This window comes from Nocardiopsis sp. Huas11 (assembly GCF_003634495.1).
Lineage (GTDB): Bacteria > Actinomycetota > Actinomycetes > Streptosporangiales > Streptosporangiaceae > Nocardiopsis.
Window position 1 is genome coordinate 5,802,814 of sequence record NZ_RBKY01000001.1, and the last position, 21,500, is coordinate 5,824,313.

Consider the following 21,500-nt stretch of genomic DNA (forward strand, 5'->3'; position numbering starts at 1 on the left):
CGGCCCGCAGGTGAGGCCCGCGGGCGATCCGGTCAGGGCTCGACGTGCAGCAGGGCGAGCCGGCGCGGGTCCGCGACCACGTCGTAGTGGACGATGCGACCGTGCTCGACGTGCAGGACCAGGGCCGCCTGGAGCCCTTCGCCGGAGGGGACCGCGATCCCCGGGCGGCCGTCGATCGTGGCCGTGCGGGCCCGCCGGGCGTTGTCCCGCAGCGCCCGGGTCTCCCTGATCACGGCCGGTGCGCCCGTCACCCGCTGAGCGGCACCCGGCGGGAGGGCCTGTGGGTCGGCCGTCCTGATCACGCCCGGGTCCAGCAGCCGGACGAGGGCGTCGACGTCGCCCTGGCGGGCCGCCCGCAGGAAGGCGTCCGCCACCCGGCGGGCGTCGTCGGCACCGGTCGGGTCGGCGCCCGAGGCGTCCGTCGATCGGCGCACGCGCCCGCGGGCCCGGCTGGCCAGTTTCTTGGCGGAGCCGGGGGTCGTGTCCAGCACGTGCGCGACCTCGTCGAAGGGCACGCCGAAGACGTCGTGGAGGACGAGTGCCACGCGCTGGGGCGGCGTCAGCTCGTCGAGGACCACCGTGAACGCCTCGGTCAGTTCGCCGGCCAGGAGCGCGAGCTCCTCCGGTCCCTCCTCCGCATCCGCCTGCTCCGATCGCAGCTCCGCCGGTTCCGCGGGGTCCTCACGGGACCGCCTCAGAACGTCCAGGCACAGCCGTGTCACGACGGTGGTCAGCCACGCGGGCACGTTCCGCACGTCGCCGAGGTCGGCGCGCGCGTACCTGATCCACGCCTCCTGCACCGCGTCCTGGGCGTCGGCGTCCGACCCCAGAACGCGGAACGCCACCGCGAGCAGGCGCGGTCGCTCGCGGTGGAAGACCGCCGTCCGGTCCGTGCCGGTGTCCATGATCGTTCCCGCCGTCGAATACCGTCCCTGCCCACTCTGACGACGCACGGGCGGCCCGAAAGGTGACTCCCCCGAACGGTCACCGCTCCACGTGGGCGGCGAGGCCGGCCAGGGAGGAGGCCAGGGCCTCCTCGTGCACCCCCTGGTCCACGCCCCGGGGCACTCCGCTGGCCTCGATGGTCACCAGGGTCCCCTCCGCACGCTCGGCGAGGTGCCAGGCCATCGTCATCGTCCCGGCGAAGGCGGGATCCGGGGAGTCGAACACGATGCGCTGCACGACGCGCTCACCGGGCGTGAGTTCGACGAACTCCACCCCGGCGGCGTCGGTCGAGTCCGAGGTCTTGCCCTGCCCCGAGCCCGGTTCGAGGTAGGTGAGCACCAGGTCGTACCCGCCCCCGGGCCAGGGCTCGAAGCGGGTGACGCGGCCGCTCATGCCCTCCGGCGGCAGCCACGCCTCCAGCGCCTCCGGCTCGGTCATCGCCCGGTAGACCTCCGCCGCCGGTGCGCGCAGGGTTCTGCTCGCCCGGTCGATGCGCTCCTGCGCCACGTTCGCCGCCCTTCGTCGAAGTCGTCGGCGTCGACGCTAACCCACGCCGGTGACAGGGGATCGGAGCCGCCGCGGCGCGCCAGGCGTCCTCGAACCGCCTCGCGCCGCCGTCACTCCCGCCCCGCGCGGTCGTCGACAGCGCGTCTGGACACCACCGCCCGGGCCTTGCCATGATGAGGCCATGAACCCGCACCGAAAGGCCGATGCCGCGTAGGCGTCCCGCGCGCCTGCGCGCCGAAACGACGATCCCCCGGCGGCCCCGCACCCCGGCCCTGCCACCGGCACCGATGAAGGACCTGTCCTGGCGGACCGCGGAGCAGATCGCCTGGCTCGAGCACCGGAGCCCGCACCTGTCCCCGGCACAGACCCACCAGGCCCTGCTGGTGTGGCGGCGCTTCGTGCGCGTCCACCACCACCGTTCGTGGGTCCCTCCCGACAGCAGCGGCTGCGGCGTGTGGGGCTGCTGCTTCATGCCCCATCACGCGCGCAAGATCCTGTACCGCGTGGCCCACGACCTGGGCCCGCAGCGCGGACGTGAGTTGCGCACGCTCCTCAGGAGGCTCGACAGGCTCCTGTGACCGCCGCCGTGCTCACCCCCGCTCGGGCCAGGGGGCCGCCCCCGGCTCCAGGGGCAGGCCCAGGAGCACGGACCCCAGGCTCTTGCCGTGCGTGTCCAGGTACAGCGACGTCGTCACCGTGTCCTCGCACGCGCGGGCGCACACCAGCAGCAGCGCCGGCAGCCGGTCCAACCGGTGCACCGTCACCGGCCCCGTGACCCGCTCCCGCAGGTACTCCCCCACCCGTTCGGGCGTGACGGTCTCGCACAGCACCGGGTACCACGCCGGGTCGTAGGGGATGAGGGCGATGGTGTTGAGGTTGCCCTTGTCCCCGGTCCTGGCGTGGGCCACGTCGTACAGTCGAACGCTCATGCCCCCTCCTCCGCCGGGAACACCACGGTCCCGGTCTCGACGTCGCCGCGCGCGATGGTGGTCGAGAGCACCCCGATGACCTCGCGGGTGTCCACCCGGACCCCTCCCCCGCCGGAGGGCCCGGACGTGTACAGGGCGGCCACCTCCTCGGCCACCGCCTCCGCCGCCGACCGCTCGGCGGCCAGGCCCGCCACCCGCAGCCGGCACTCGTGCGGCTCACCGCGGTCGCGGTCGGACGCGGCGTTCGCGGCCAGGGCGTCCACGCCGATGACCTCCACCCGCAGCCGCCCCACCGCGTCGCCGAGCCGCTCCCGCACGACCTCCCCGGCCAGGCGGGCGCGGGCCACCGCGCCCGGTCCCGCGTAGGAGATCTCGCCCTCACCCCGAAACCCCGCGCGATGGCCCACGCTGACCTTGAGCTCCTCGGGCCGCGGCGCGCCGCGCGCACCGCTCACCCGGACCCGGTCGCCGCCCAGGTCCTCGACGGACACACCGGTCATGTCCAGGGCCACGTCGGGCGTCAGGTAGGCGCCGGGGTCGGTGACCTCGTACAGGAGCTGTTCGATGACGGTCATCCGGTCGACGCGCCCCCCGGTGCCGGGCGTCTTGGCGATGACCGCCGTCCCGTCCGGCGCGACCCGTGCCAGCGGGTACCCGAGTCGGGCCAGGTCAGGGACGTCCTTGCGGCCGGGATCGGCGAAGAAGCCCCCGGTCACCTGGCCGGCGCACTCCAACAGGTGGCCGGCCAGGGTCCCGGCGGCCATCGCGCCGGTATCGCCGGGGTCCCAGCCCAGGGAGTGGGCCAGGGGCGCCAGGAACAGGGAGGGGTCGGCCGCCCGGCCCGCGATGACGATGTCCGCGCCGCCCCGCACGGCAGGCATCAGCGCGTCGGCCCCGACGTAGGCGTTGGCCGAGACGAGCTCCCCGTGGGCGTCCAGGGGCAGGCCGTCCTCCCACGCCGGGGCGGTGGTGTCGATACGGTCGAGCACGTCGTCCCCGTGGACGGCGGCGACGGTGGCCGCGACGCCGAGCTCACGCGCCAGGGCGTGCGCCATCCGCGCGGCCCCCACCGGGTCGGCGGCGCCCGCATTGGTGATGAGTCGCGTGCCCTGGCGCCGCAGCGGTTCCAGGAGGAGTTCCAGGCGGCGGCGCAGCATCGGGTCGTAGCCGGGCCCCGAGCCGCTCACCCGGCGCAGGGCGGCCAGCGACACCGTCCGCTCCCCGAGGCACTCCAGGACGAGGTAGTCCAGCCCGCCCCGCTCCACGAGGTCGACGGCGGGCCGCGGGCGGTCGGCGGCGAAGCCCGCGCCGCAGCCGATCACCACGTCGTCGTCGGTCACGAACGCCTCCATGTCGGTTGTCGGTTGTCGGTTGTCGGTCGGGAGAGGGCGGGCGGTCAGCCGGCCCAGAGGGGGATCACGCCCGTGGCCAGGGCGACGGCCAGCATGATGAGGCTGACCAGCCACGCCCACGGGAGCAGGAAGCGGATGTGCGCGCCGATGGGCACGCCCGACAGCCCGGTGAGCAGGTAGAACGATCCCGTCATCGGGCTGATGGGGAAGCCGACGGTCTCCTCGCCGATGATCGAGGCCTGGGCGACGTCCTCCGCGCTGATGCCGAAGGTCGCGCCCACCGCCGACAGCACGGGCATGACCGCGAAGTAGTAGGCGTCGGGCCCGAAGAGCAGGCTCAGCGGAACGGCCAGCACCCCGATGAAGAGCGGCAGGCCCGGCCCGATCGCCGCCGGCATCGCGCCCGTCAGGGCGGCGGCCATCGCCTCGATCATGCCGCTGTTCTCCATGACGCCGAGGAACACCCCGGCCGCCAGGAGGGTGCTGGCCATGAGCATCGCGCCCCGGGCGTGGGCGTTGACGCGCTCGGTCTGCGCCGACAGCCCCGGGTAGTTGACGACCAGCGCGACGACGAGCGCGAGCATGAAGAGCAGCTCGGGCGGCATCACCCCGGCGATCAGCGCGGCGACGGTGGCGACGGTGAGCGCCACGTTGAACCAGTACACGCGGGGCCGGCGCAGCAGCGCCGCCTCGGCGTCCTCGTCCGGCCCGGTGCCACCGCCCGCCGCACCGGCACCCGCACTCTTGCCGACACCGGTGCCCGCACCCGCGGCCACGGTCTCGGGCGCGGTCGCCACGGCGGCCAGGCGCGCCCTCTCGCGGTGGCCGATGAGGAAGGCGATGGCCAGGCAGGCCAGCACGCCGACGGCCTGCGCCGGGATGAGCGGAATCCACAGCTCGTTGGCCGGCAGACCCGTGGCGGTCGCGGCGCGCGCGGTCGGCCCGCCCCAGGGCATGAGGTTCATGACGCCCGCGCCGAGACCGGTGAGCCCGGCCAGGACGACCCTGCGCATGCCCAGGGCGTCGTAGAGCGGGATCATCGCCGGGATCGTGATGAGGAACGTGGTGGCGCCGGCTCCGTCGAGGTGGGTGGCCATCGCCAGGACGACGGTGGCGACCGCGATGGTGACCGGGTTGCTCCCGGCGAACCGCAGCACGCGCCGCACCACGGGCGCGAAGAGGCCCGCGTCGCTCATGACGCCGAAGTAGAGGATCGCGAAGACGAACATGGCCGCGGTGGTGGCCACCCCGGTGATGCCGTCACCGGCGAACGTCCCGATCTCGGTCGGGGAGAACCCGGCGACCAGCGCGGCCACGACGGGGACCCCGATGAGCGCGACGACCGCGCTCACGCGGTTGGACAGCAGCAGGACGAGCACGAAGCCGATCGTGGCGAAGCCCATGGCGGTAAGCATCCGGCACGTTCCTCCAGAGAGATGGCCCGGTGGGGGGAGTGACGCGGGTCACGGGGACCATGGTTCCGGCCCGATTGCACCCATGTCCAACATCAATGGAGCACACATCTATGCTCTGGACGCATGGACCTTTCCCTGCGGCAGTTGTCCGTCCACGTCGCCGTGGCGCGCACGGGCAGTTTCACCGAAGCCGCCCTCGACCTGCGGGTGGCGCAGTCCTCCCTGAGCCGGACCGTGCTGGGCATGGAGCGCGTCCTGGGCGTGCGACTCTTCGACCGGACCACCCGGCGGGTGGTCTGCACGCCCGAGGGCGAGGAGCTGCTGGCGGTCGCCGAGCGCGTCCTGGCGGTGCACCGGGCGGAGATGACGGCACTGGAGCGCTTCCTGGGCGGCTCCCGCGGCACGGTGACGGTGGCGACGCTGCCGTCGGTGGCCGCCTCCCTGCTGCCCGCGGTCATCGCCCGCTTCCGTGAGGGGGCGCCCGAGGTGGACGTGCGCATCCTCGACGGGATGTCGCGGACGGCGCTGGAGCGACTGGCGGCGGGCGAGTGCGACCTCGCGCTGGCCGTGGCCGAGGACGTGCCCGGCGACCTGCGCGCCCGCGCCCTGTTCCAGGACCGCTTCTACGCCGTCCTGCCGAGCGGCCACCGGTGGGCGGGCAGCGACCGCCTGCGCTGGCGGGACCTGGCCGAGGAGAGCTTCATCGCCATCGGCACCGACTCCAGCGTGCGCGCGGGGACCGAGTTCGGGTTCGCCCGCGCCGGGGTGCGCCCCGCCCGCACCATCGAGGCGGGCACCGTGTCGACGGTCGGCGGGCTGCTGGCCGCCGACCTGGGGGTCTCGGCCCTGCCGTCCCTGGTGGGCGCCCTCATGAGCTTCGCCGACCACGTCCGGGTGCCGTTGGTGGAACCGGTGGTCGACCGACGGCTGAGCGTGGTCACACACCGGCACCGTCGGCTGGCCCCGGCCGCACAGGCGCTGCTGCGGCTCCTGGACGATCTGCGCGCACAAGTGCACCCCCTGCCCGAGGAGGTCTCCTGGGCCGGGGGTGCCGATCGTGCCGGCGGCGGTGCGGCCGCCGGGTGAAGCGGGTCGGTGACGTGGGTCGGTGCTCAGACCTTGCGGTACCGCGGGACCCAGGCGCCGTCCTCGACGACGTAGTCGCCGAACAGGGCCGGAGCCTCTTCCTTGAGGGTCTCGCCGATGCGGTGGAAGAGCAGGCGGATCTCCTCCTCCGCTCCCGGCGCGGTGCGGGCCTCCAGAGTGTGGCGCAGGGTGCGCACGTTGGCGGTCCACACCAGGCCGGTCGCCACGCCCTCGGGCGCGAAGCGGCGCATGAACGACGTCTTGTGCTTCTTCTCGGCGAACTTCACGCCGTCGTCGTCCAGGCCGAAGTGGTCGGCCATCCAGAGCTGGAACTCCTCCATCTGCTGGAGCATCGCGGTGGCGCGCTCCATCAGCTCGGGGTCCTCCTCCGCCCAGTCCGGGAACCAGAACGGCAGGTCGCTCAGGCGCACGAAGCGCAGCGACTCCTGGGAGACGGCCACGCCCGGCCGGTGCCGGATGAGTTCGTGGGTGAGCACCCGCGAGACGTTGTGCAGCACGAAGCTGAAGCTGATGTGCTCCAGGACGGATCCGTGCAGGCTGGCCAGGATGTTGCCGAGGTAGGCGTCCTGGTCCTTGCGGACCCTGGTGACGTTCGGGTTGAGGCCGGGCTCCCACGAGCGGTAGCACAGCCGCCCGGCGAACTCGGCGAGGTTCTGCGCGTCGTTGAGGTGGGCGTCCAGGTCACCGCGGTCGAACCGCTCCAGCCAAGCCTGCCCGCCGACCTCCTTGAGGTAGTCGGCGATCACGTCATAGTCCACCTGCGGACGCGCTACCAGACGTACCTGCGGCTCGACCTTCTTCACAGCACCCTCTCCTCGTGGCTCCCCGCCCCACGGCACGCGTCAGTGCCGTGACCTGGGAGGTCCCGGTGACGGTCGTGCGCGTGGGGCTGGGCCGATTGGCCTTCCACGAGGGTACACGGCACCGTAGGGCGCCCGAAGGCGCCCTACGGTGGTGCGTCCGAGGACGAATCCCAGGTCAGGTGTCAAAGGCCGAAATAGCCACCAGGGGCGAGGATGAGGCCGACGACGATGGCGACGATGCCCCAGAGCATCTGCCCCCGCAGGATGCCCAGAACGCCGCCGACGATGAGAATGATGCCGAGAATCAGTAGCAAAGTACCCATACCCCACCACTGTCCGGTCACAGATTGATCAAACCTGAATCCAGTGACGTTTCGACCTCGAAATGTGAGGAAAGCGGCCCGTACGCGGCGCTTCCGCGCACGGGCCGGATCCGGTACGGGCACGCGTGGGCCCGCGCCGGTGCAGGTCAGGCGCGCGTGGGCACGGCCCAGCGGCGGGCCAGCTCCAGGACGCGGGCGACGATGCCCTCGCCCACGGGCGCGGTGAGGATGGACTCGGGGTGGAACTGCACGCCGAACCAGCACGCGGAGGCGTCCTCGATCGCCATCACGACCGGCTCCTCCTCGTCGAGCACGGCGGTCACCTCGTAGTTCTTGACCAGGTCGGGCAGCGTGTAGGTGGAGTGGTACCGCGCGGCCGGGAACCGGCCGTCCTCGCCCAGGCCCGTCAGCAGGTGCCCGCCACCGCCCTCCCGTCGCCCACCGCCACCCTCAACGGACGGCCTTCGGCCGCGGTCCTCCCCGCTTACGGACGCCTCCGGCGCAGTATCTCCCAGCACACGCACGCGGCCCGGCTTGCCGTGCACGGGCTCCGCCAGCGTGCGCAGCTCGCCGCCGGCGTGCTCCACCATGGCCTGCAGGCCCAGGCACACCCCGAACACCGGCAGGCGTCGGGCCGCGAGCGCGTCCAGCAGCGCGGACATGCCGAAGTCCACCGGCAGCCCCGGACCGGGCGAGAGCACCACCAGGTCGGGGGCCAGGCGGTCGAGCAGCGACGCGTCGAAGCCGTAGCGGACGGTGGTGACCTCCGCGCCGTGGCGGCGGACGTAGTCGGCGAGGGTGTTGACGAAGGAGTCCTCGTGGTCCACGAGCAGCACCTTCATGCCCGTGCCGGGCAGGGCGGCCGCGGGTTCCGGGGCCTGGGAGGGCTCCTCCCCCGCCTCGGCGGCCCGGTCGTCTTCCTCGCCCTGGGCGAGCGTCTCCAGCAGGGCGCGGGCCTTGAGGAAGGTCTCCTTCTCCTCGGCCTCGGGGTCGGAGTCGTAGAGCAGGGTCGCGCCGACCCGCACCGCCGCCACGCCGTTCTGGATGTGCGCGGTGCGCAGGGTGAGCCCGGTGTTCATGGAGCCGTCGAAGTTGATGACGCCCACGGCGCCGCCGTACCAGCGGCGGGGGCTGGTCTCGTGCTGCTCGATGAACCGCATCGCCCACGTCTTGGGGGCGCCGGTGACGGTGACCGCCCACATGTGGCTGAGGAAGGCGTCCAGGGCGTCGAAGTCGTGGCGCAGGGTGCCCTCGATGTGGTCGACGGTGTGGATCAGCCGCGAGTACATCTCGATCTGGCGGCGGCCGATCACCCGCACGCTGCCGGGCTCGCACACCCGCGACTTGTCGTTGCGGTCCACGTCCGTGCACATGGTGAGCTCGGACTTCTCCTTGACCGAGGAGAGCAGCTCCTGGATGTTCTCCGCGTCGCCGAGCGCGTCCTCGCCCCGGCGGATGGTGCCGGAGATCGGGCAGGTCTCCACCCGCTGTCCGGTGCCGGGCTCGCCGCTGACCCGCACGAACATCTCGGGTGAGGCCCCGACCAGGTACTCGCCCTCGCCGAGGTTGAAGAAGAACTCGTAGGGGGCGGGGTTGCGATCGCGCAGGCGCTCGTAGAAGCGGGCGGGCGAGGAGCAGCGGGCGTAGGTGCGGTGGCCGGGCACGACCTCGAACAGGTCGCCGCGGCGGAACTTCTCCTTGGCCTTGGCGACGATGCGCGCGTAGGAGCCCGGCTCGGGCCCCTCGGGCACGTGCGCGGCCTCCACCGGCGGGGTGGGCTCGGTCTCGCGGGCCAGGCCGTCGGTGGCGGCCTCGGCGCGCTCGCCGTCGCCGGGGACGGTGAACTCGTAGGTGTAGCGCACGCACGTCTCGCGCTTGCGGTCGCGGACCACGAGGGCGTCGGGCAGGTGCAGCACGAGGTCGCGGTCCTCGGGGTCGCGGTCGATGTGCCGCTCGATCGGCTCGAACTGGAAGGCCAGGTCGTAGCCGAACGCGCCGTACAGGCCGAGGTTGGAGTCCTCGGGGCTGCGCAGGGCCGCCACGACGGCGCGCAGGCCGGTGAACACGCTGGGGCGGCGGCTGCGCTCCTCCTCGGTGAAGAACACGCCGGGGTCGGGTTCGGGCACGGTGACGGCGACGTGGCCGGGGCCCCGGTCGGTGTCGGTGCCCACGCCCTCCAGCGCCCGCGACAGGACGGGGAGCAGGACCCGTCCGCGCGCGTTGAGGGCGGTGGCGGTGATCCGGCGCCCGCGGGTGCTGATCTCCAGGCACGGGTCGACGTATCCCAGGTGCCAGCGGTCGTAGCGGCCCGGATACTCCATTCCGGAGGAGAGCACACCGCCGCGGCGGTGCTCGACGGACGCGACGAGGTCGGTGAGGACCTCCGGATCGCAGGGGGTGGAACTGCGGCGGACGGTCACGCCGCTCGCGGTGCGGTACGTGATGGTCTGGACGTCGCTGGGGTTCACGGCCGGTCCTTTGGCGCTGTGGTCGGTCGGGTCGGGTCACGCCGGCCGGGGCCGTGAAAACACGAAACGACCGCCGGTCCGGGGCGGTCGCTGCTCTCGGGTACTACGAACCTGCGCCGCCTAGGAGCGGCGCCACCACTGGGCCTGGATGGTCGGTTCGGTTCGCATGGGCCGAGTGTAGCGGCTGCGGCGGACCGAGGCCACCGCGCGCACCGGAATCCGCTCACGTGCCCGCCCGCCCCCTCGGCTCTCACCGTCAGGCTCGCCCCTCGGCGCGGCCCGCTCACCTGGGGCTGACTCACTCGCCCGGCCCGCTCGGCCGGGGCCCGTTCACGCCGGCGGCCCCGACCACCGGTACCGGCGCTCGGGCCGCCCGGCCGTGCCGTAGCGCAGCCGGACCTCCACCCGGCCGGAGTCGGCGAAGTACTCCAGGTAGCGCCGTGCGCTGACCCGCGAGATGCCGGTGGCGGCGGCGCACTCGGTCGCCGACAGGTCCTCGCCGCCCCCTCCCCCGCCCCCGCCCCCGCCGGCGTGCTCGCGCAGCGCCCGCTCCACGAGCTCGGCGGTCGGGCTGGTGAGCCCCTTGGGCATCGCCTTGGCGGGCCGGGCGGCCGGCCGGGCCGCGCCGAAGGCCCGGTCCACGGCGTCCTGGTCGGCCGAGCCGCCGCCGTCCAGGTCGCGGCGCAGCCGCGCGTAGTCGCGCAGGCGCTCGGTCAGGAGCGCGGGCTCGAAGGGCTTGATCAGGTACTGCACCGCCCCGCCGCGCAGCGCCTGGCGGACGGTCCCGCTGTCCCGGGCCGCCGTGATGACCAGCGCGTCCACCTCCGGCAGGTCCTCACCGCCGTCGGGCGCGCGCAGGGCCCGCAGCACCTCGATGCCGTTCATGTCGGGCAGGTAGATGTCGAGCAGGACCAGGTCCGGGCGCAGCCGCGCGACCATCTCCAGGGCCTCGGCCCCGGTCCGGGCCTCGCCGACGACGGTGAAGCCGGGGACGCGCTCCACCAGGCCGCGGTGGACCCGCGCGACCATGAAGTCGTCGTCGACGATGAGCGTCCTGACCTGCGCCGCCGGGGCCCGGTCGGCGGTCGCCTCTGGCGCGTTCAACGTGTACCTCCGGTGTGGTGCGGTTCCGGTCGGCCCGGGGCGCTCGGCATCAGTTCTCCTCCTCGGGCAGGCTCTCGTGCAGGACGGCGGTGAACCGCGAGCCCGTGACGGTCGCCGTTCCGCCGCGGCGCGCGCAGACCAGGCCGACGATGGCCAGCCCCAGACCGCGCTTGCGCCCGGCTCCGTCCTTGGTCGTGTAGCCGTGCTGGAACACCTCGCCGACGAGCTCGCTGGGCACGCCGGGCCCGGAGTCGGTGACGTCCACCCGCACCGGATCGCCTCCGCCGCCGACGACCTCGACCTCCACCCAGGGGCGGTCGGCGCCGTCCGCGGTCGGCGCGACCGCGTCCAGGGCGTTGTCGACCAGGTTGGCCACGACCGTGACGAGGTCGTCGGAGAGCTCCTCCGACACCGGCTCCAGCCGGGTGTCCGGGGACACGCGCAGCCGCGTGCGCTGCTCGTCGGCCAGGCTGGTCTTGGCGATGAGCAGCGCGGCCAGCGAGGGGTCGTTGACCCGGCCGGTGACGTCGGCGCTGAGCTGGGCGCGAGCGCCGCCGACCTGGCTGACGTACTTCGCGGCCTCACCGTACTCTCGCAGCTCCAGCAGCCCGGAGATGACGTGCAGCCGGTTGCTGAACTCGTGGGCCTGGGCGCGCAGGGTCTCGGTCGTGGTCTGGCTGGTGTCCAGTTCGTGCTGGAGTTCGACCAGGTCGGTGCGGTCGCGCATGGTGGTCACCGATCCGGCGGGGCGCCCGTCGGCGGCCAGGGGCATGCGGTTGAGCGCGACCAGGCGGTCGCCCAGGACGACCACGGTGTCCCGTCCCTGAACCCGCCCCAGCAGGACGTCCTCCAGCTCGCCGCCCACGCCCAGCTCGCTCAGGGTGGAGCCGACGCAGTCGGCGGGCAGGCCGAGCAGGCGCACGGCGGCGTCGTTGGCCAGCGTCACGCGGTGGTCGGCGTCCAGCCCGAGCACGCCCTCCTTGATGCCGTGCAGCATCGCCTCGCGGTGCTCCACGAGCCGCGCGATCTGGTCGGGTTCCAGGCCCAGGGTCTGGCGTTTGACGCGGCGCGACAGCAGCAGGGACCCGGCCACGCCGAGCACGCTCGCGATGCCCAGGTACACCAGCAGGTTGGGGGTGGCCAGCACCAGGAGCTCCCCGGCCCCGGGGTAGTCCACGCCCGCCAGGACGACGCCGAGGATGGTGCCCCCGTCGCCGATGACGGGGACGGCCGCGGCCACGGCGCGGTTGCCCTCGATCTCGGTCACCCCGGTCCAGGCGCGGCCCCGCAGCGCCGAGGCGATGCCGGGCTCGCCCCGGGGCCCGGCCTCCCCCGGCCCGGGCCCGGGGTCCAGGGTCAGGGCCCGCCCCTGGCCGTCGTGGATGACCAGGTGGTCGGCGCTGGAGAGCACGCGCACGCTCTCGGACGTCGGCGCCAGGACCTCCAGCCGGCCGTCGGCCTCCAGGCCCGCACGGACGATGTCGCGCGCGGCGGTGCTCTCGGCGACCGAGAGCATGCGGCGGCTCTCGGTCTGGCGCAGTCGGGCGTCGGACTGGGCCAGGGACACCGCCGCGACCATGACCAGCACCGTCACGACGATGCCGAGCTGCAGCGCGAGGAACTGTCCGGCCAGCGTCGTGCGCGGCGCCCCGAACCTCATCGGACGACCGCCGCGCGGACCCGTGTGACCACAACGACCACAACCTTCCTTACGACCATTGCCCGCACAAAAGACACAACGCTTTTCACCCGTGTTTCCCTCTGGTTGCCTGTGCGTTGCCTCACACGCCAACCGGAACATACCCGGCCGCATCCCCTACGGAGAAATCATGCTCCGCTCGACGAACACGCACGTCAGCAGCAACGCCCCCGGCTCGGGCACGTCCCGCCGGTCCCTCATCGTCCGCACGGCCGCCGTCGGCGCCGCCCTGCCGCTCGTCCTCGCCGCCTGTGGCGGTTCCGACGACGGCGTCGCCGAGGACGGCACCTGGGCGCCGACCGAGGCGATCGAGATCACCGCCCCGGCCGCCACCGGTGGCGGCTGGGACACCCTCGCCCGCACCGGCGCCCGCATCCTGGAGGAGGAAGGACTGGTGGACGACTCCGTGCAGGTGGTCAACAAGCCCGGCGCGGGCGGCGCGATCGGCTGGGGCTACATCGCCAACAACGCCGGCGACCCGCACAAGCTGTTCGTGACGAGCCCGCCCATCCTGCTGGTGCCGATGGCCGGGGACTCCGACCACGACCACGAGGACTTCACCCCGATCGCCCGTCTGGCCACCGACTACATGGTCTACCTGGTGCCGGCCGACTCCGACGTCGAGACCTTCGACGACCTGGCCACCCAGGCCGGGTCCGGCGACTACAGCGTCGGCGGCGGCTCGGGTCCGGGCAGCATGGACCACGTCGCCCTGGCCGGCGCGCTGGAGGCCGCCGGAGCCGACGCGACCCAGGCCAACTACATCCCCTTCGACGGCGGCGGCGAGGCCCTGACCTCGCTGCTGGGCGGTCACGTGGACGCGGCCGTGGTGGGCATCGGCGAGGCGCTGGGCATGCTGGAGTCGGGCGACGTGCGCGCGGTCGGCGTCTCCTCGGCCGAGCGTGTGGACGCCGTGGAGGACGTGCCGACGCTGGTGGAGCAGGACGTGGACTTCACCTTCGACATCTGGCGCGGCGTCATGGCCCCCGCGGACCTGAGCGAGGCCCAGGTCGACTACTACGAGACCCTGTTCGCGGACATGATGGAGACCGAGGCCTGGCAGACCGAGTCCGCCCGCCTGGGCTGGACGGACGCCTACCAGGACAGCGAGGAGTTCGGGGCGTTCCTGGACGAGACCCGCGAGGAGTTCGCCGCGATCCTGACCGAGGTCGGTCTCCAGTGAGCGACGACACCACGGCGCGCCGCGACGGCGCGCCCGCGGAGGGGGCGGCCCCGAGCCGCCCCCGGCGGGCCTGGTCGCCGCGCACACCGGTCACTCCCGAGCGGGCCTTCCGGTTCTCGCCCCGCACGATGGGCATCACGGTCGGGCTGTTCGCGCTCGGCTACCTCGCGCTGGCCTTCCAGATGCCCGACTACACGGCGGTGAGCGTCCCGGTCCAGCCCTCGACCCTGCCGCGCTGGCTGGGCGTGGCGCTGCTGGCCCTGGCGGTGCTGCTGTTCTTCCAGCGCGCGCCGGAGCAGGAGGCGGCGGCCGGGTCCGCGGCGCCGGGGAGCGGCGACGGGACCCCGACCGCGGGCGGCGACACCGAGGCAAGCGCGACCGAGGGGACCGACGCCGAGGGAACCGACGGGGCGCAGTCCGACGGCGAGCGCTCCGGTGGCGCCCCGTCCGAGGGCGGTGAGCCCCGGCTGGGCCGTCTCGACGACCCGCGGCTGGAGATCGGCCTGTTCGTCGCCGCCCTGGTCGCCTACGTCGCCCTCTTCGAGCCCCTGGGCTTCATCCTGTCCACCGCCCTCTACCTGGGATCGATGACCTGGTACCTCGGCTACCCACGCCACCTGGTCAACGCCGTGGTCGCCCTCGTCCTGCCGTTCGCGTTCTACGCGGGAATGACGTGGGGCCTGGACGTGACGCTGCCGAGCGGCCCGCTCCCCTTCTGACCTGAAGACCAAGGAAACCCTCGTATGGGCATGCTCGACTTCCTCAACATCGACCAACTCATGTACGGCTTCGGTATCGCGCTGACGCCGGAGAACCTGCTCTACGTCTTCATCGGCGTGCTGGCCGGAACGATCATCGGCATGCTGCCCGGGCTGGGCCCGATGAGCGCGATCGCGCTGATGATCCCCATCGCCTACGGCATGGATCCCACGTCCGCGATCATCATGCTGGCGGGGGTGTACTACGGGGCGATCTTCGGCGGATCGACCTCGTCCATCCTGCTCAACGCGCCGGGCGTGGCCGGTACGGTCGCCACTTCCTTCGACGGCTATCCGATGGCCCTCAAGGGCCAGGCGGGCAAGGCGCTGGCGATCGCGGCGATCTGCTCGTTCGTCGGCGGCACCGTCAGCGTCGTGGGACTGATGGCGATCGCTCCGGTCCTGGCGTCGTTCGCCGTCAGCTTCGGACCGGTGGAGTACTTCGCGCTGATGGTCCTGGGCCTGACCGCTGTGGTGTCGCTGGGCGGGCGCAACCTGGTCAAGGGCCTGATCTCGGCCGTGGTCGGCGTGATGATCGCCCTGGTGGGCATCGACTCCCAGACCGCGATCGTCCGCTTCACCTTCGACCTGCCCGAGCTGTACGAGGGCGTGGAGTTCCTCATCGTGGCGCTGGGCGTGTTCGCCCTGGCCGAGGTGCTGGTCATGCTCAACCAGCGGGGGAAGGGCGGTGTGCGCAAGGGCGTGACCTCGCTGCGGCTGTCCCGCCGCGAGGTGGGCCAGATCACGGGGCCCGCGCTGCGCTCGTCGGTCCTGGGCTTCTTCACCGGCGTCCTGCCGGGCGCGGGGGCCACGGTCGCCTCGTTCCTGTCGTACTCGATGGAGAAGAAGATCGCCCGCGACGGCGACACGTTCGGCCAGGGCAACCCGAAGGGCGTGGCCGCGCCGGAGGCGGCCAACAACGCGGCGGCCGTGGGATCGTTCGTGCCCCTGATGACCCTGGGCGTGCCGGGCTCGGGCACGACCGCGATCCTGCTGGGCGCGCTGATGGTGCTCGGTGTGCAGCCGGGACCGATGATGCTGTCGGACAACCCGGGGATGTTCTGGGGTGTGGTCGCCTCGATGTACATCGGCAGCGTGGTGCTGCTGATCCTCAACCTGCCGCTCATCCCGCTGTTCGCCAAGGTGCTCAACACCCCCAGGACCATGCTGGTCCCGCTGGTGGTCGTATTCTGCGTGGTGGGCGTGTACGGGCTCAGCTTCAGCGTGTTCGACCTGGGCCTTCTGGCCGCGTTCGGCGCGATCGGGTTCCTGATGCGGCGCAACGAGTTCCCCGCCGCACCGCTGATCCTGGGGCTGATCCTGGGCGGGCTCATGGAGACGAACATGCGGCGGGCGCTGCAGATCTCCGACGGCGCGTGGTCGGTGTTCCTCACCGAGCCGATCTCGGCGGGGCTGCTGGCGGTGGCGGTGCTCTCGATGCTGCCGGCCCTGCTGCGCGTCCTGCGCCGGCGCCACACTCCGGTCGTACCGGCCGGGGCGGCCGGGGCGGCCACGGTGGCGGACACCGCGGACGCCCCCGCGAGCACCGAGGAGGCCCTGGTCGGGGCCGAGAACGGTTCCGCGGAGGTGTCCGGAGACAGGACCGGGACCGGCTCCACGACGGCGGCCGGGTCCGAGGGCGAGCCCGGGGAGCAGGCTCCGCCGCGGGACTGACCACGACGACAGGAAGTGACGGGCGGGGTGGACGAGCACGACGGGACGGCGGGGCGGACCGGGCCGAGCCGCCGCTCCGTCCTGGCCGCCGGACTGGCCGCCGGGCTGGCGCTGCCCCTGGCGGGCTGCCAGGAGCCGGGACGCCAGGACGCGCTGCGGATCATGGTGCCGACCCCGCCCGGCGGCGGGTTCGACCACACCGCCCGGACGCTGGCCTCCGTGATCGAGGAGATCGGCGCGGTCGCCGACATCACCGTCTTCAACCTGGCGGGGAGCACGGGGACCGCCGCGCTGGCCCGGCTGATCTACGAGCGCGGGTCGGCGGACCTGCTGTTGCAGATGGGGCTGGGCCTGGTGGCCAACACCCACGTCGACACCGCCGCCGACTCGGTCACCGAGGCCACACCGGTGGCCCGGATGATCGAGGAGCCCGAGGCCCTGCTGGTGCCGGCCGACTCCGAGTACGCGTCCATCGACGACCTGGTGGACGCCTGGCGGGCGGACCCGGCGGCGATCCGGATCGGCGGGGGCTCGACCCCCGCGGGGCCCGACCACCTGGTGACCATGCTGCTGGCCGAGGAACTGGGCATCGACCCGGCCGCCGTGGTCTACGACTCCTACGACGGCGGCGGCCCGATGCAGGCCGCCCTGATGGGTCACACCCTCGACTTCGCCGCCGCGGGCCCCAGCGAGCAGCGCGCGGCGATCGACTCCGGCCAGTTGCGGGTCCTGGCGGTGACCGGGGCCGAGGCCGATCCGGGACTGGACGCGCCGACGCTGAAAGAGGCCGGGATCGACCTGGAGTTCATGAACTGGCGCGGGCTACTGGCCCCGCCGGGGCTGGGCGAGGACGAGCTCGGGTGGCTGTTGGGGCTCGTGGAGCAGGTGCACGCGTCGCCGGAGTGGGAGGAGCGTCTGGCGCGCAACCGCTGGACCGACGCCTACCTGGCCGGGGAGGACTTCGCGGAGTTCCTGGCGCAGGAGGACGAGCGCACGGGGCGCACACTGGAACGGATCGGCCTGGCCGGATGACCCGCGGCCGTCATGGCGGCTGTGACCGTGACCGTGACCGTTCGGCCGCTGGGCGGAGACCGCCGCGCCGAGGTCGCGTGGGATCGTCTCCCCGCGGGTGATAGGCTCTGACACTCAGCACCATCTTAAGTGTAATCAGAGCTTACTGCGGCAAGGATATCACCTTAATGGAGAGTCGTCAACCGGGGTCACCCTCACCGGAACAGGAGGCCCTCGCTCACGAGCAGACGAGGGTCAGCGCGATGTACGCGCGCCTGGACGAACTGCGGGAGTACACCGCCGGCCAGCTCGCGGAAGCGCACCTGCAGGACCGGGGCGGGTTCGCCGCCCTGGTCGAACGCGAGGCGCGCTCCTACGAACAAGCCCGGCGGCGGGCCCGGCTCGGAGCGGTCGAGGAAGGCCTGTGCTTCGGCCGCGTCGACCTCACGACGGACCAAGAAACGCTCTACATCGGGCGGATCGGGCTCCGCAACGCGGAGCACGAGACCATGCTCGTCGACTGGCGCGCCCCGGCGGCCCGCCCCTTCTACGCCGCCACCCCGAGCGACCCCGCCGACCTGGCCCGCCGGCGCCACCTGCGCGTGCGCCACCGACGCGTCATCGGCATGGACGACGAGGTGTTCGACCCCGACGGGCTGACCGAGAGCGACCGGCGCCAGCTGGTCGGCGAGGCCGCGCTGCTCGCCTCGCTGCGGCGCGGCCGGACCGGGCGGATGGCCGACATCGTGGCCACCATCCAGGCCGAGCAGGACCGCGTCATCCGCGCCCGGCTGGCCGGGGTGCTCGTGGTCCAGGGCGGGCCGGGCACCGGCAAGACCGTGGCCGCCCTGCACCGCGCCGCCTACCTGCTCTACACCCACCGCCACGTCCTGGAGCGCCGCGGCGTCCTGGTCGTGGGGCCCAACCCGGCGTTCCTGCGCTACGTCGGCGACGTGCTCCCCTCCCTCGGGGAGACGGACGTCGTGATGCGCACCGTGGGCGAACTGTTGCCCGGCGTGGAGGCCCGTGAGCACGACCGGCACGACGTCGCGCGCGTCAAGGGGTCGCCGCGCATGGCCGACTTCGTGCGCGCCGCCGTCCTGGACCGCCAGCGCACGCCGCTGGAGGCGTTCGGCGAGGCCGAACTGCGGGTGGAGACCGACGCGGGCGTGCTCACCGTGCCCGCCGACACCGCCGAGCACGTGATCGCCACGGCCCGGGGCCTGCGGCTGCCGCACAACGCGGCGCGCAAGTACGCCGTGACGACCCTGCTCAGGGAACTGGCCCGATCGGAGTCGATCGTCCTCGGGCGGCCGGCGGCGGAGGACGACCTGCCCTTCATCGGCGAACGGCTCTGGTTCGTGAACGCGATCCGCGCGGCCATCGACGCCCTCTGGCCGCCTCTGACGCCCGAGGGCCTGCTGGCGGGGCTGTTCTGCGACCCCGAGGCGCTCGAACGCGTCGGCGACCGGGTCGGGCTGTCCGCGGACGAGCGACGGGCCCTGGTGCGCACGGCCGAGGCTCCATGGTCCGTCGAGGACGTGCCCCTGCTGGACGAGGCCGCCGACGTGCTGGGCTACGACGACAGCGCCGAGCGGGCCCGGGAGCGCCGCCGGGTGGAGCGGGAGGCCGAGGAGGAGCGCTACGCCCAGGGGGTGCTGGAGTTCACCGGAGCCGACGACCCGCTGCTGGACGCCCGTGTCCTGGCCGAACGCCACCGCGACACCGGACCGGAGCGCACGACCGCCGAGCGCGCGGGCGAGGACCGGGAGTGGACCTACGGCCACGTCATCGTCGACGAGGCGCAGGAGCTCTCGCCGATGGCCTGGCGCGCGGTGATGCGCCGGGTGCCGACCCGCTCCCTGACGGTCGTGGGCGACGTCGCCCAGACGGGCAGTGCGGCGGGCGCCAGCTCGTGGGTGGGCGCGCTGGAGCCCTTCGTGGGCACGAACCTGCACGTGGAACGACTGCGGGTCAACTACCGCACGCCCGCGCCGATCATGGCCGTCGCCGCGGACGTCCTGCGGGCGGCGGCCCCGGAGGAGGAGGTGCCCGAGTCGGTGCGCGAGGAGGGCGACCCGCCGCGCGCGGTGCGCCTGACCGGGCCGCTGGCCGCATCGCTGCCCGCGGTGGTCGACGAGGAGCTGCGGGCGATCGGCGAGGGCCGGGTCGCGGTGATCACCTCTGACCGCGACGTGGCGGCCGTGGCGGCGGCGCTGCCGGACGCGGGACGCCCCTACGGCGGGGGGCCGGGGCGCGACGCCCTGGAGAACCCCGTCGTCGTGGTGACCGCGACCGAGTCCAAGGGGTTGGAGTTCGACTCCGTGGTGGTCGTGGAACCGGACCACGTGTGGGAGCAGCCGCGCGGCGCCAACGACCTCTACGTCGCCGTCACCCGCGCCACCCGTCGCCTGACGGTGGCCCACACCCGTGAGCTGCCCGGCGTCCTCAAGCGCCTGGCCGACTGATGCCCGCTCCGGCCCCGGGGCGGGTCCCCGGGGCCCCGGCGGCGCGGCGGGGTCACGGCGGGCGGCGCCGGGGTCCCGGCGGGCAGGGCCGGGGCCGACCGTCGGCGGCCCTGCCCAGCCACACCAGGCAGGTGCTCACGCCGTCACCGATGAAGGCCATCACCAGGTTGCCGGCCGGTGACCGGTTCGCTCAGGGTCCTGGTCCACAACCCGGCGTCCCGGGACCGCTCCCCCGGCTCCGCGAACCGTGCGGGGCCGGGATCTCGGGTGTGGACGATCCCGTGCGCAGGCGACAGCACGTACATGCTCGCCCGGAACTCCGGTTCCTGTTCCAGGGAGGGGCTGATCGCCTCGGCGAACTCCTGCCAGGTGACGGTGCCGGGGGCGTCCAGGAAGGCCTGGGTCACAACCGTGACCCAGAGATCGGGCCGTCTGCGTCGAGCCGGACTGCGGGGTCAGACGGGTGAGGTGGTCTGCTCGACACGCCACCACGATCGCGCCGGCCCGCGCATCGCCCACGCCAGGGCCGCGGCGAGGCACAGGACGAGGGCCGCCGCGACGTAGGGGGCCGAAGGAGCGAACTGTTGGAAGAGCCAGCCCCCGAGGACCGGCCCGAGGACCCGGCCTCCGGCGCCGACCGACTGGGAGAGTCCGAAGACCTCCCCCTGCCGGTCCTGTGGGGTGACCCGCGAGATGGCGGCCATCGTGGTCGGCGCGTTGGTGGCGTTCCCCGCCGCGACAAGGGCCGCGGGCAGCGCCACGTACCACCAGTCCTGCGCCAAGGGCACCAGGCCCGCCCCAAGGGCGAGGATGAGCGCGCCGGCGGCCATGAGGGTGACCTCCCCCACCCGGTTGGAGAGCCAACGGGTGGCGGTGAGCTGGACCAGGACGATGAGCACGCCGACGTACATGAACAACAACCCGTTCTCCACCGCGCCGAAGCCGAGCCGGTCCGCGGTGAACAGCGGGAACTGGGAATCGATCATGGAGAAGCCCACCATGACGAGACCGGACACGGCCAGCAGCGGTAGCAGACCGGGGAGCGCGCGCACCTCCCGCCAACCCATGCCCTCACGCGGAGTGCCCCCGGCGCGCGGCAGGGCGAAGAGCGCCCAGGCGATGTTCACTATGCTCAGCGCCGCGGCGACGAAGAAGGGCAGGCGCTCGTCGCCCAGGGCCACGAGCAGCGAGGCGACGCCAGGGCCGAGCACGATGCCCAGCCCGATGCCGGCACCGACGACCGCCATGCCCCCGGCCCTGCGTTCGGGGGGCAGGACGTCGGCCACCACGCCCTGCGCCGCGGCGGTGCTCGCCGCGCACGCGCCGGCGAGGATCCGACCGGCGAACACCGCGACCAGCGTGCCGGCGAGCCCGATCGTCAGGTAGGCGATCGCCGCACCCGCCGCTGTGGCGGCGATGACGGGGCCACGGCCCCAGCGGTCCGAGGCCCGCCCGACCAGCGGTGCGAACAGCAGTTGGGCCAGTGAATAGCTCGCGACGAGCACACCGATCATCCCGGGTGACGCGTCGAAATCACGCGCGTAGGTCGGCAGGATCGGCACTATCATACCGAAGCCGATCATATCAATGAAAACCGTGATGAAAACTGCCCCGAGCGCACTCTTGTGGGGGGATTGCTTTCGCATCTCGTCTACCTCTCAGCAATACCCGGACCTGGCATTTTCGGACGGCAGGGCGTTCTCGCGCGAGCGCGAGCACCCCGCGCCCCGAAAGCGATACGGACCGTGACCATT

General features: G+C 73.2%; 19 protein-coding genes. 7 read left to right on the forward strand and 12 right to left on the reverse strand.

Annotation, left to right across the window (positions count from 1 at the left end; genetic code table 11):
- Positions 1–32: 32 nt before the first annotated feature.
- Together DFP74_RS26225 and DFP74_RS26230 are read right to left on the reverse strand one after the other, a co-directional pair.
- Positions 33–905, reverse strand: coding sequence for a sigma-70 family RNA polymerase sigma factor (locus tag DFP74_RS26225; RefSeq protein WP_121185700.1), 873 nt, complete (start codon positions 903–905; stop codon positions 33–35).
- 79 nt (positions 906–984) lie between these two features.
- Positions 985–1,452, reverse strand: a complete 468-nt coding sequence (locus DFP74_RS26230; RefSeq protein WP_370013435.1) for an SRPBCC domain-containing protein — start codon at positions 1,450–1,452, stop codon at positions 985–987.
- A gap of 203 nt (positions 1,453–1,655) precedes the next feature.
- Here DFP74_RS26230 and DFP74_RS34010 point away from each other — a divergent pair, with 203 nt between their 5' ends.
- Positions 1,656–2,030 carry a hypothetical protein gene (locus tag DFP74_RS34010; protein WP_199725785.1) on the forward strand — a complete coding sequence of 125 codons (375 nt, stop codon included), beginning with the start codon at positions 1,656–1,658 and terminating at the stop codon, positions 2,028–2,030.
- Between the two features lie 12 nt (positions 2,031–2,042).
- On the opposite strand, the gene DFP74_RS26240 is transcribed toward DFP74_RS34010, so the two are convergent.
- Genes DFP74_RS26240 through DFP74_RS26250 form a run of 3 tightly spaced genes read right to left on the reverse strand, consistent with a single transcriptional unit; the run spans position 2,043 to position 5,148 of the window.
- Positions 2,043–2,381, reverse strand: coding sequence for a hypothetical protein (locus tag DFP74_RS26240; RefSeq protein WP_121185702.1), 339 nt, complete (start codon positions 2,379–2,381; stop codon positions 2,043–2,045).
- Positions 2,378–3,721, reverse strand: coding sequence for an acyclic terpene utilization AtuA family protein (locus DFP74_RS26245; RefSeq protein ID WP_233571167.1), 1,344 nt, complete (start codon positions 3,719–3,721; stop codon positions 2,378–2,380). Before DFP74_RS26245 ends, DFP74_RS26240 begins: the two co-directional genes overlap by 4 nt.
- 56 nt (positions 3,722–3,777) lie before the next feature.
- On the reverse strand, positions 3,778–5,148 hold the full coding sequence (locus DFP74_RS26250; RefSeq protein WP_121185706.1) for a CitMHS family transporter: 1,371 nt from the start codon (positions 5,146–5,148) through the stop codon (positions 3,778–3,780).
- A 123-nt stretch (positions 5,149–5,271) separates the two neighbouring features.
- On the opposite strand from DFP74_RS26250, the gene DFP74_RS26255 reads away from it, so the two are divergent.
- Complete coding sequence (locus DFP74_RS26255; protein WP_121185708.1) at positions 5,272–6,234, forward strand: LysR family transcriptional regulator; 963 nt, start codon at positions 5,272–5,274, stop codon at positions 6,232–6,234.
- A 26-nt stretch (positions 6,235–6,260) separates the two neighbouring features.
- Here DFP74_RS26255 and thyX read toward each other — a convergent pair whose 3' ends face one another.
- The 5 genes from thyX to DFP74_RS26275 form a co-directional block, all read right to left on the reverse strand.
- Positions 6,261–7,058 (reverse strand): FAD-dependent thymidylate synthase, encoded by a 798-nt coding sequence (thyX, locus tag DFP74_RS26260; RefSeq protein ID WP_121185710.1) that lies wholly within the window; start codon positions 7,056–7,058, stop codon positions 6,261–6,263.
- 182 nt (positions 7,059–7,240) lie between these two features.
- On the reverse strand, positions 7,241–7,381 hold the full coding sequence (locus tag DFP74_RS33650; RefSeq protein ID WP_233571392.1) for a GPGG-motif small membrane protein: 141 nt from the start codon (positions 7,379–7,381) through the stop codon (positions 7,241–7,243).
- Positions 7,382–7,527: 146 nt separating this feature from the next.
- A complete protein-coding gene (locus tag DFP74_RS26265) occupies positions 7,528–9,849 on the reverse strand; it encodes an anthranilate synthase component I (protein WP_121185712.1) in 2,322 nt (773 codons plus the stop codon).
- Between the two features lie 330 nt (positions 9,850–10,179).
- On the reverse strand, positions 10,180–10,953 hold the full coding sequence (locus DFP74_RS26270; RefSeq protein ID WP_255499646.1) for a response regulator: 774 nt from the start codon (positions 10,951–10,953) through the stop codon (positions 10,180–10,182).
- A 49-nt stretch (positions 10,954–11,002) separates the two neighbouring features.
- On the reverse strand, positions 11,003–12,613 hold the full coding sequence (locus DFP74_RS26275) for an ATP-binding protein (protein WP_121185714.1): 1,611 nt from the start codon (positions 12,611–12,613) through the stop codon (positions 11,003–11,005).
- A gap of 169 nt (positions 12,614–12,782) precedes the next feature.
- On the opposite strand from DFP74_RS26275, the gene DFP74_RS26280 reads away from it, so the two are divergent.
- The 5 genes from DFP74_RS26280 (at position 12,783) to DFP74_RS26300 (ending at position 19,746) form a co-directional block, all read left to right on the forward strand.
- Positions 12,783–13,835: a tripartite tricarboxylate transporter substrate binding protein gene (locus DFP74_RS26280; RefSeq protein WP_121185716.1), complete on the forward strand. Its 1,053-nt coding sequence runs from the start codon at positions 12,783–12,785 to the stop codon at positions 13,833–13,835.
- On the forward strand, positions 13,832–14,554 hold the full coding sequence (locus DFP74_RS26285; protein ID WP_121185718.1) for a tripartite tricarboxylate transporter TctB family protein: 723 nt from the start codon (positions 13,832–13,834) through the stop codon (positions 14,552–14,554). The genes DFP74_RS26280 and DFP74_RS26285 overlap by 4 nt, the downstream gene beginning before the upstream one ends.
- Positions 14,555–14,578: 24 nt before the next feature.
- Entirely contained in the window at positions 14,579–16,267 is a 1,689-nt protein-coding gene (locus tag DFP74_RS26290) for a tripartite tricarboxylate transporter permease (RefSeq protein WP_233571168.1), read from the forward strand.
- Positions 16,268–16,294: 27 nt separating this feature from the next.
- Complete coding sequence (locus tag DFP74_RS26295) at positions 16,295–17,299, forward strand: tripartite tricarboxylate transporter substrate binding protein (RefSeq protein WP_121185720.1); 1,005 nt, start codon at positions 16,295–16,297, stop codon at positions 17,297–17,299.
- Between the two features lie 167 nt (positions 17,300–17,466).
- The gene (locus tag DFP74_RS26300; RefSeq protein WP_121185721.1) at positions 17,467–19,746 is read left to right on the forward strand and encodes an ATP-binding domain-containing protein; all 2,280 of its coding nucleotides are present in this window, start codon (positions 17,467–17,469) and stop codon (positions 19,744–19,746) included.
- Positions 19,747–19,889: 143 nt separating this feature from the next.
- On the opposite strand, the gene DFP74_RS26305 is transcribed toward DFP74_RS26300, so the two are convergent.
- Together DFP74_RS26305 and DFP74_RS26310 are read right to left on the reverse strand one after the other, a co-directional pair.
- A complete protein-coding gene (locus DFP74_RS26305) occupies positions 19,890–20,153 on the reverse strand; it encodes a hypothetical protein (protein ID WP_121185723.1) in 264 nt (87 codons plus the stop codon).
- Positions 20,154–20,201: 48 nt separating this feature from the next.
- Positions 20,202–21,392 (reverse strand): MFS transporter, encoded by a 1,191-nt coding sequence (locus tag DFP74_RS26310; protein ID WP_121185725.1) that lies wholly within the window; start codon positions 21,390–21,392, stop codon positions 20,202–20,204.
- Positions 21,393–21,500 lie beyond the last annotated feature (108 nt).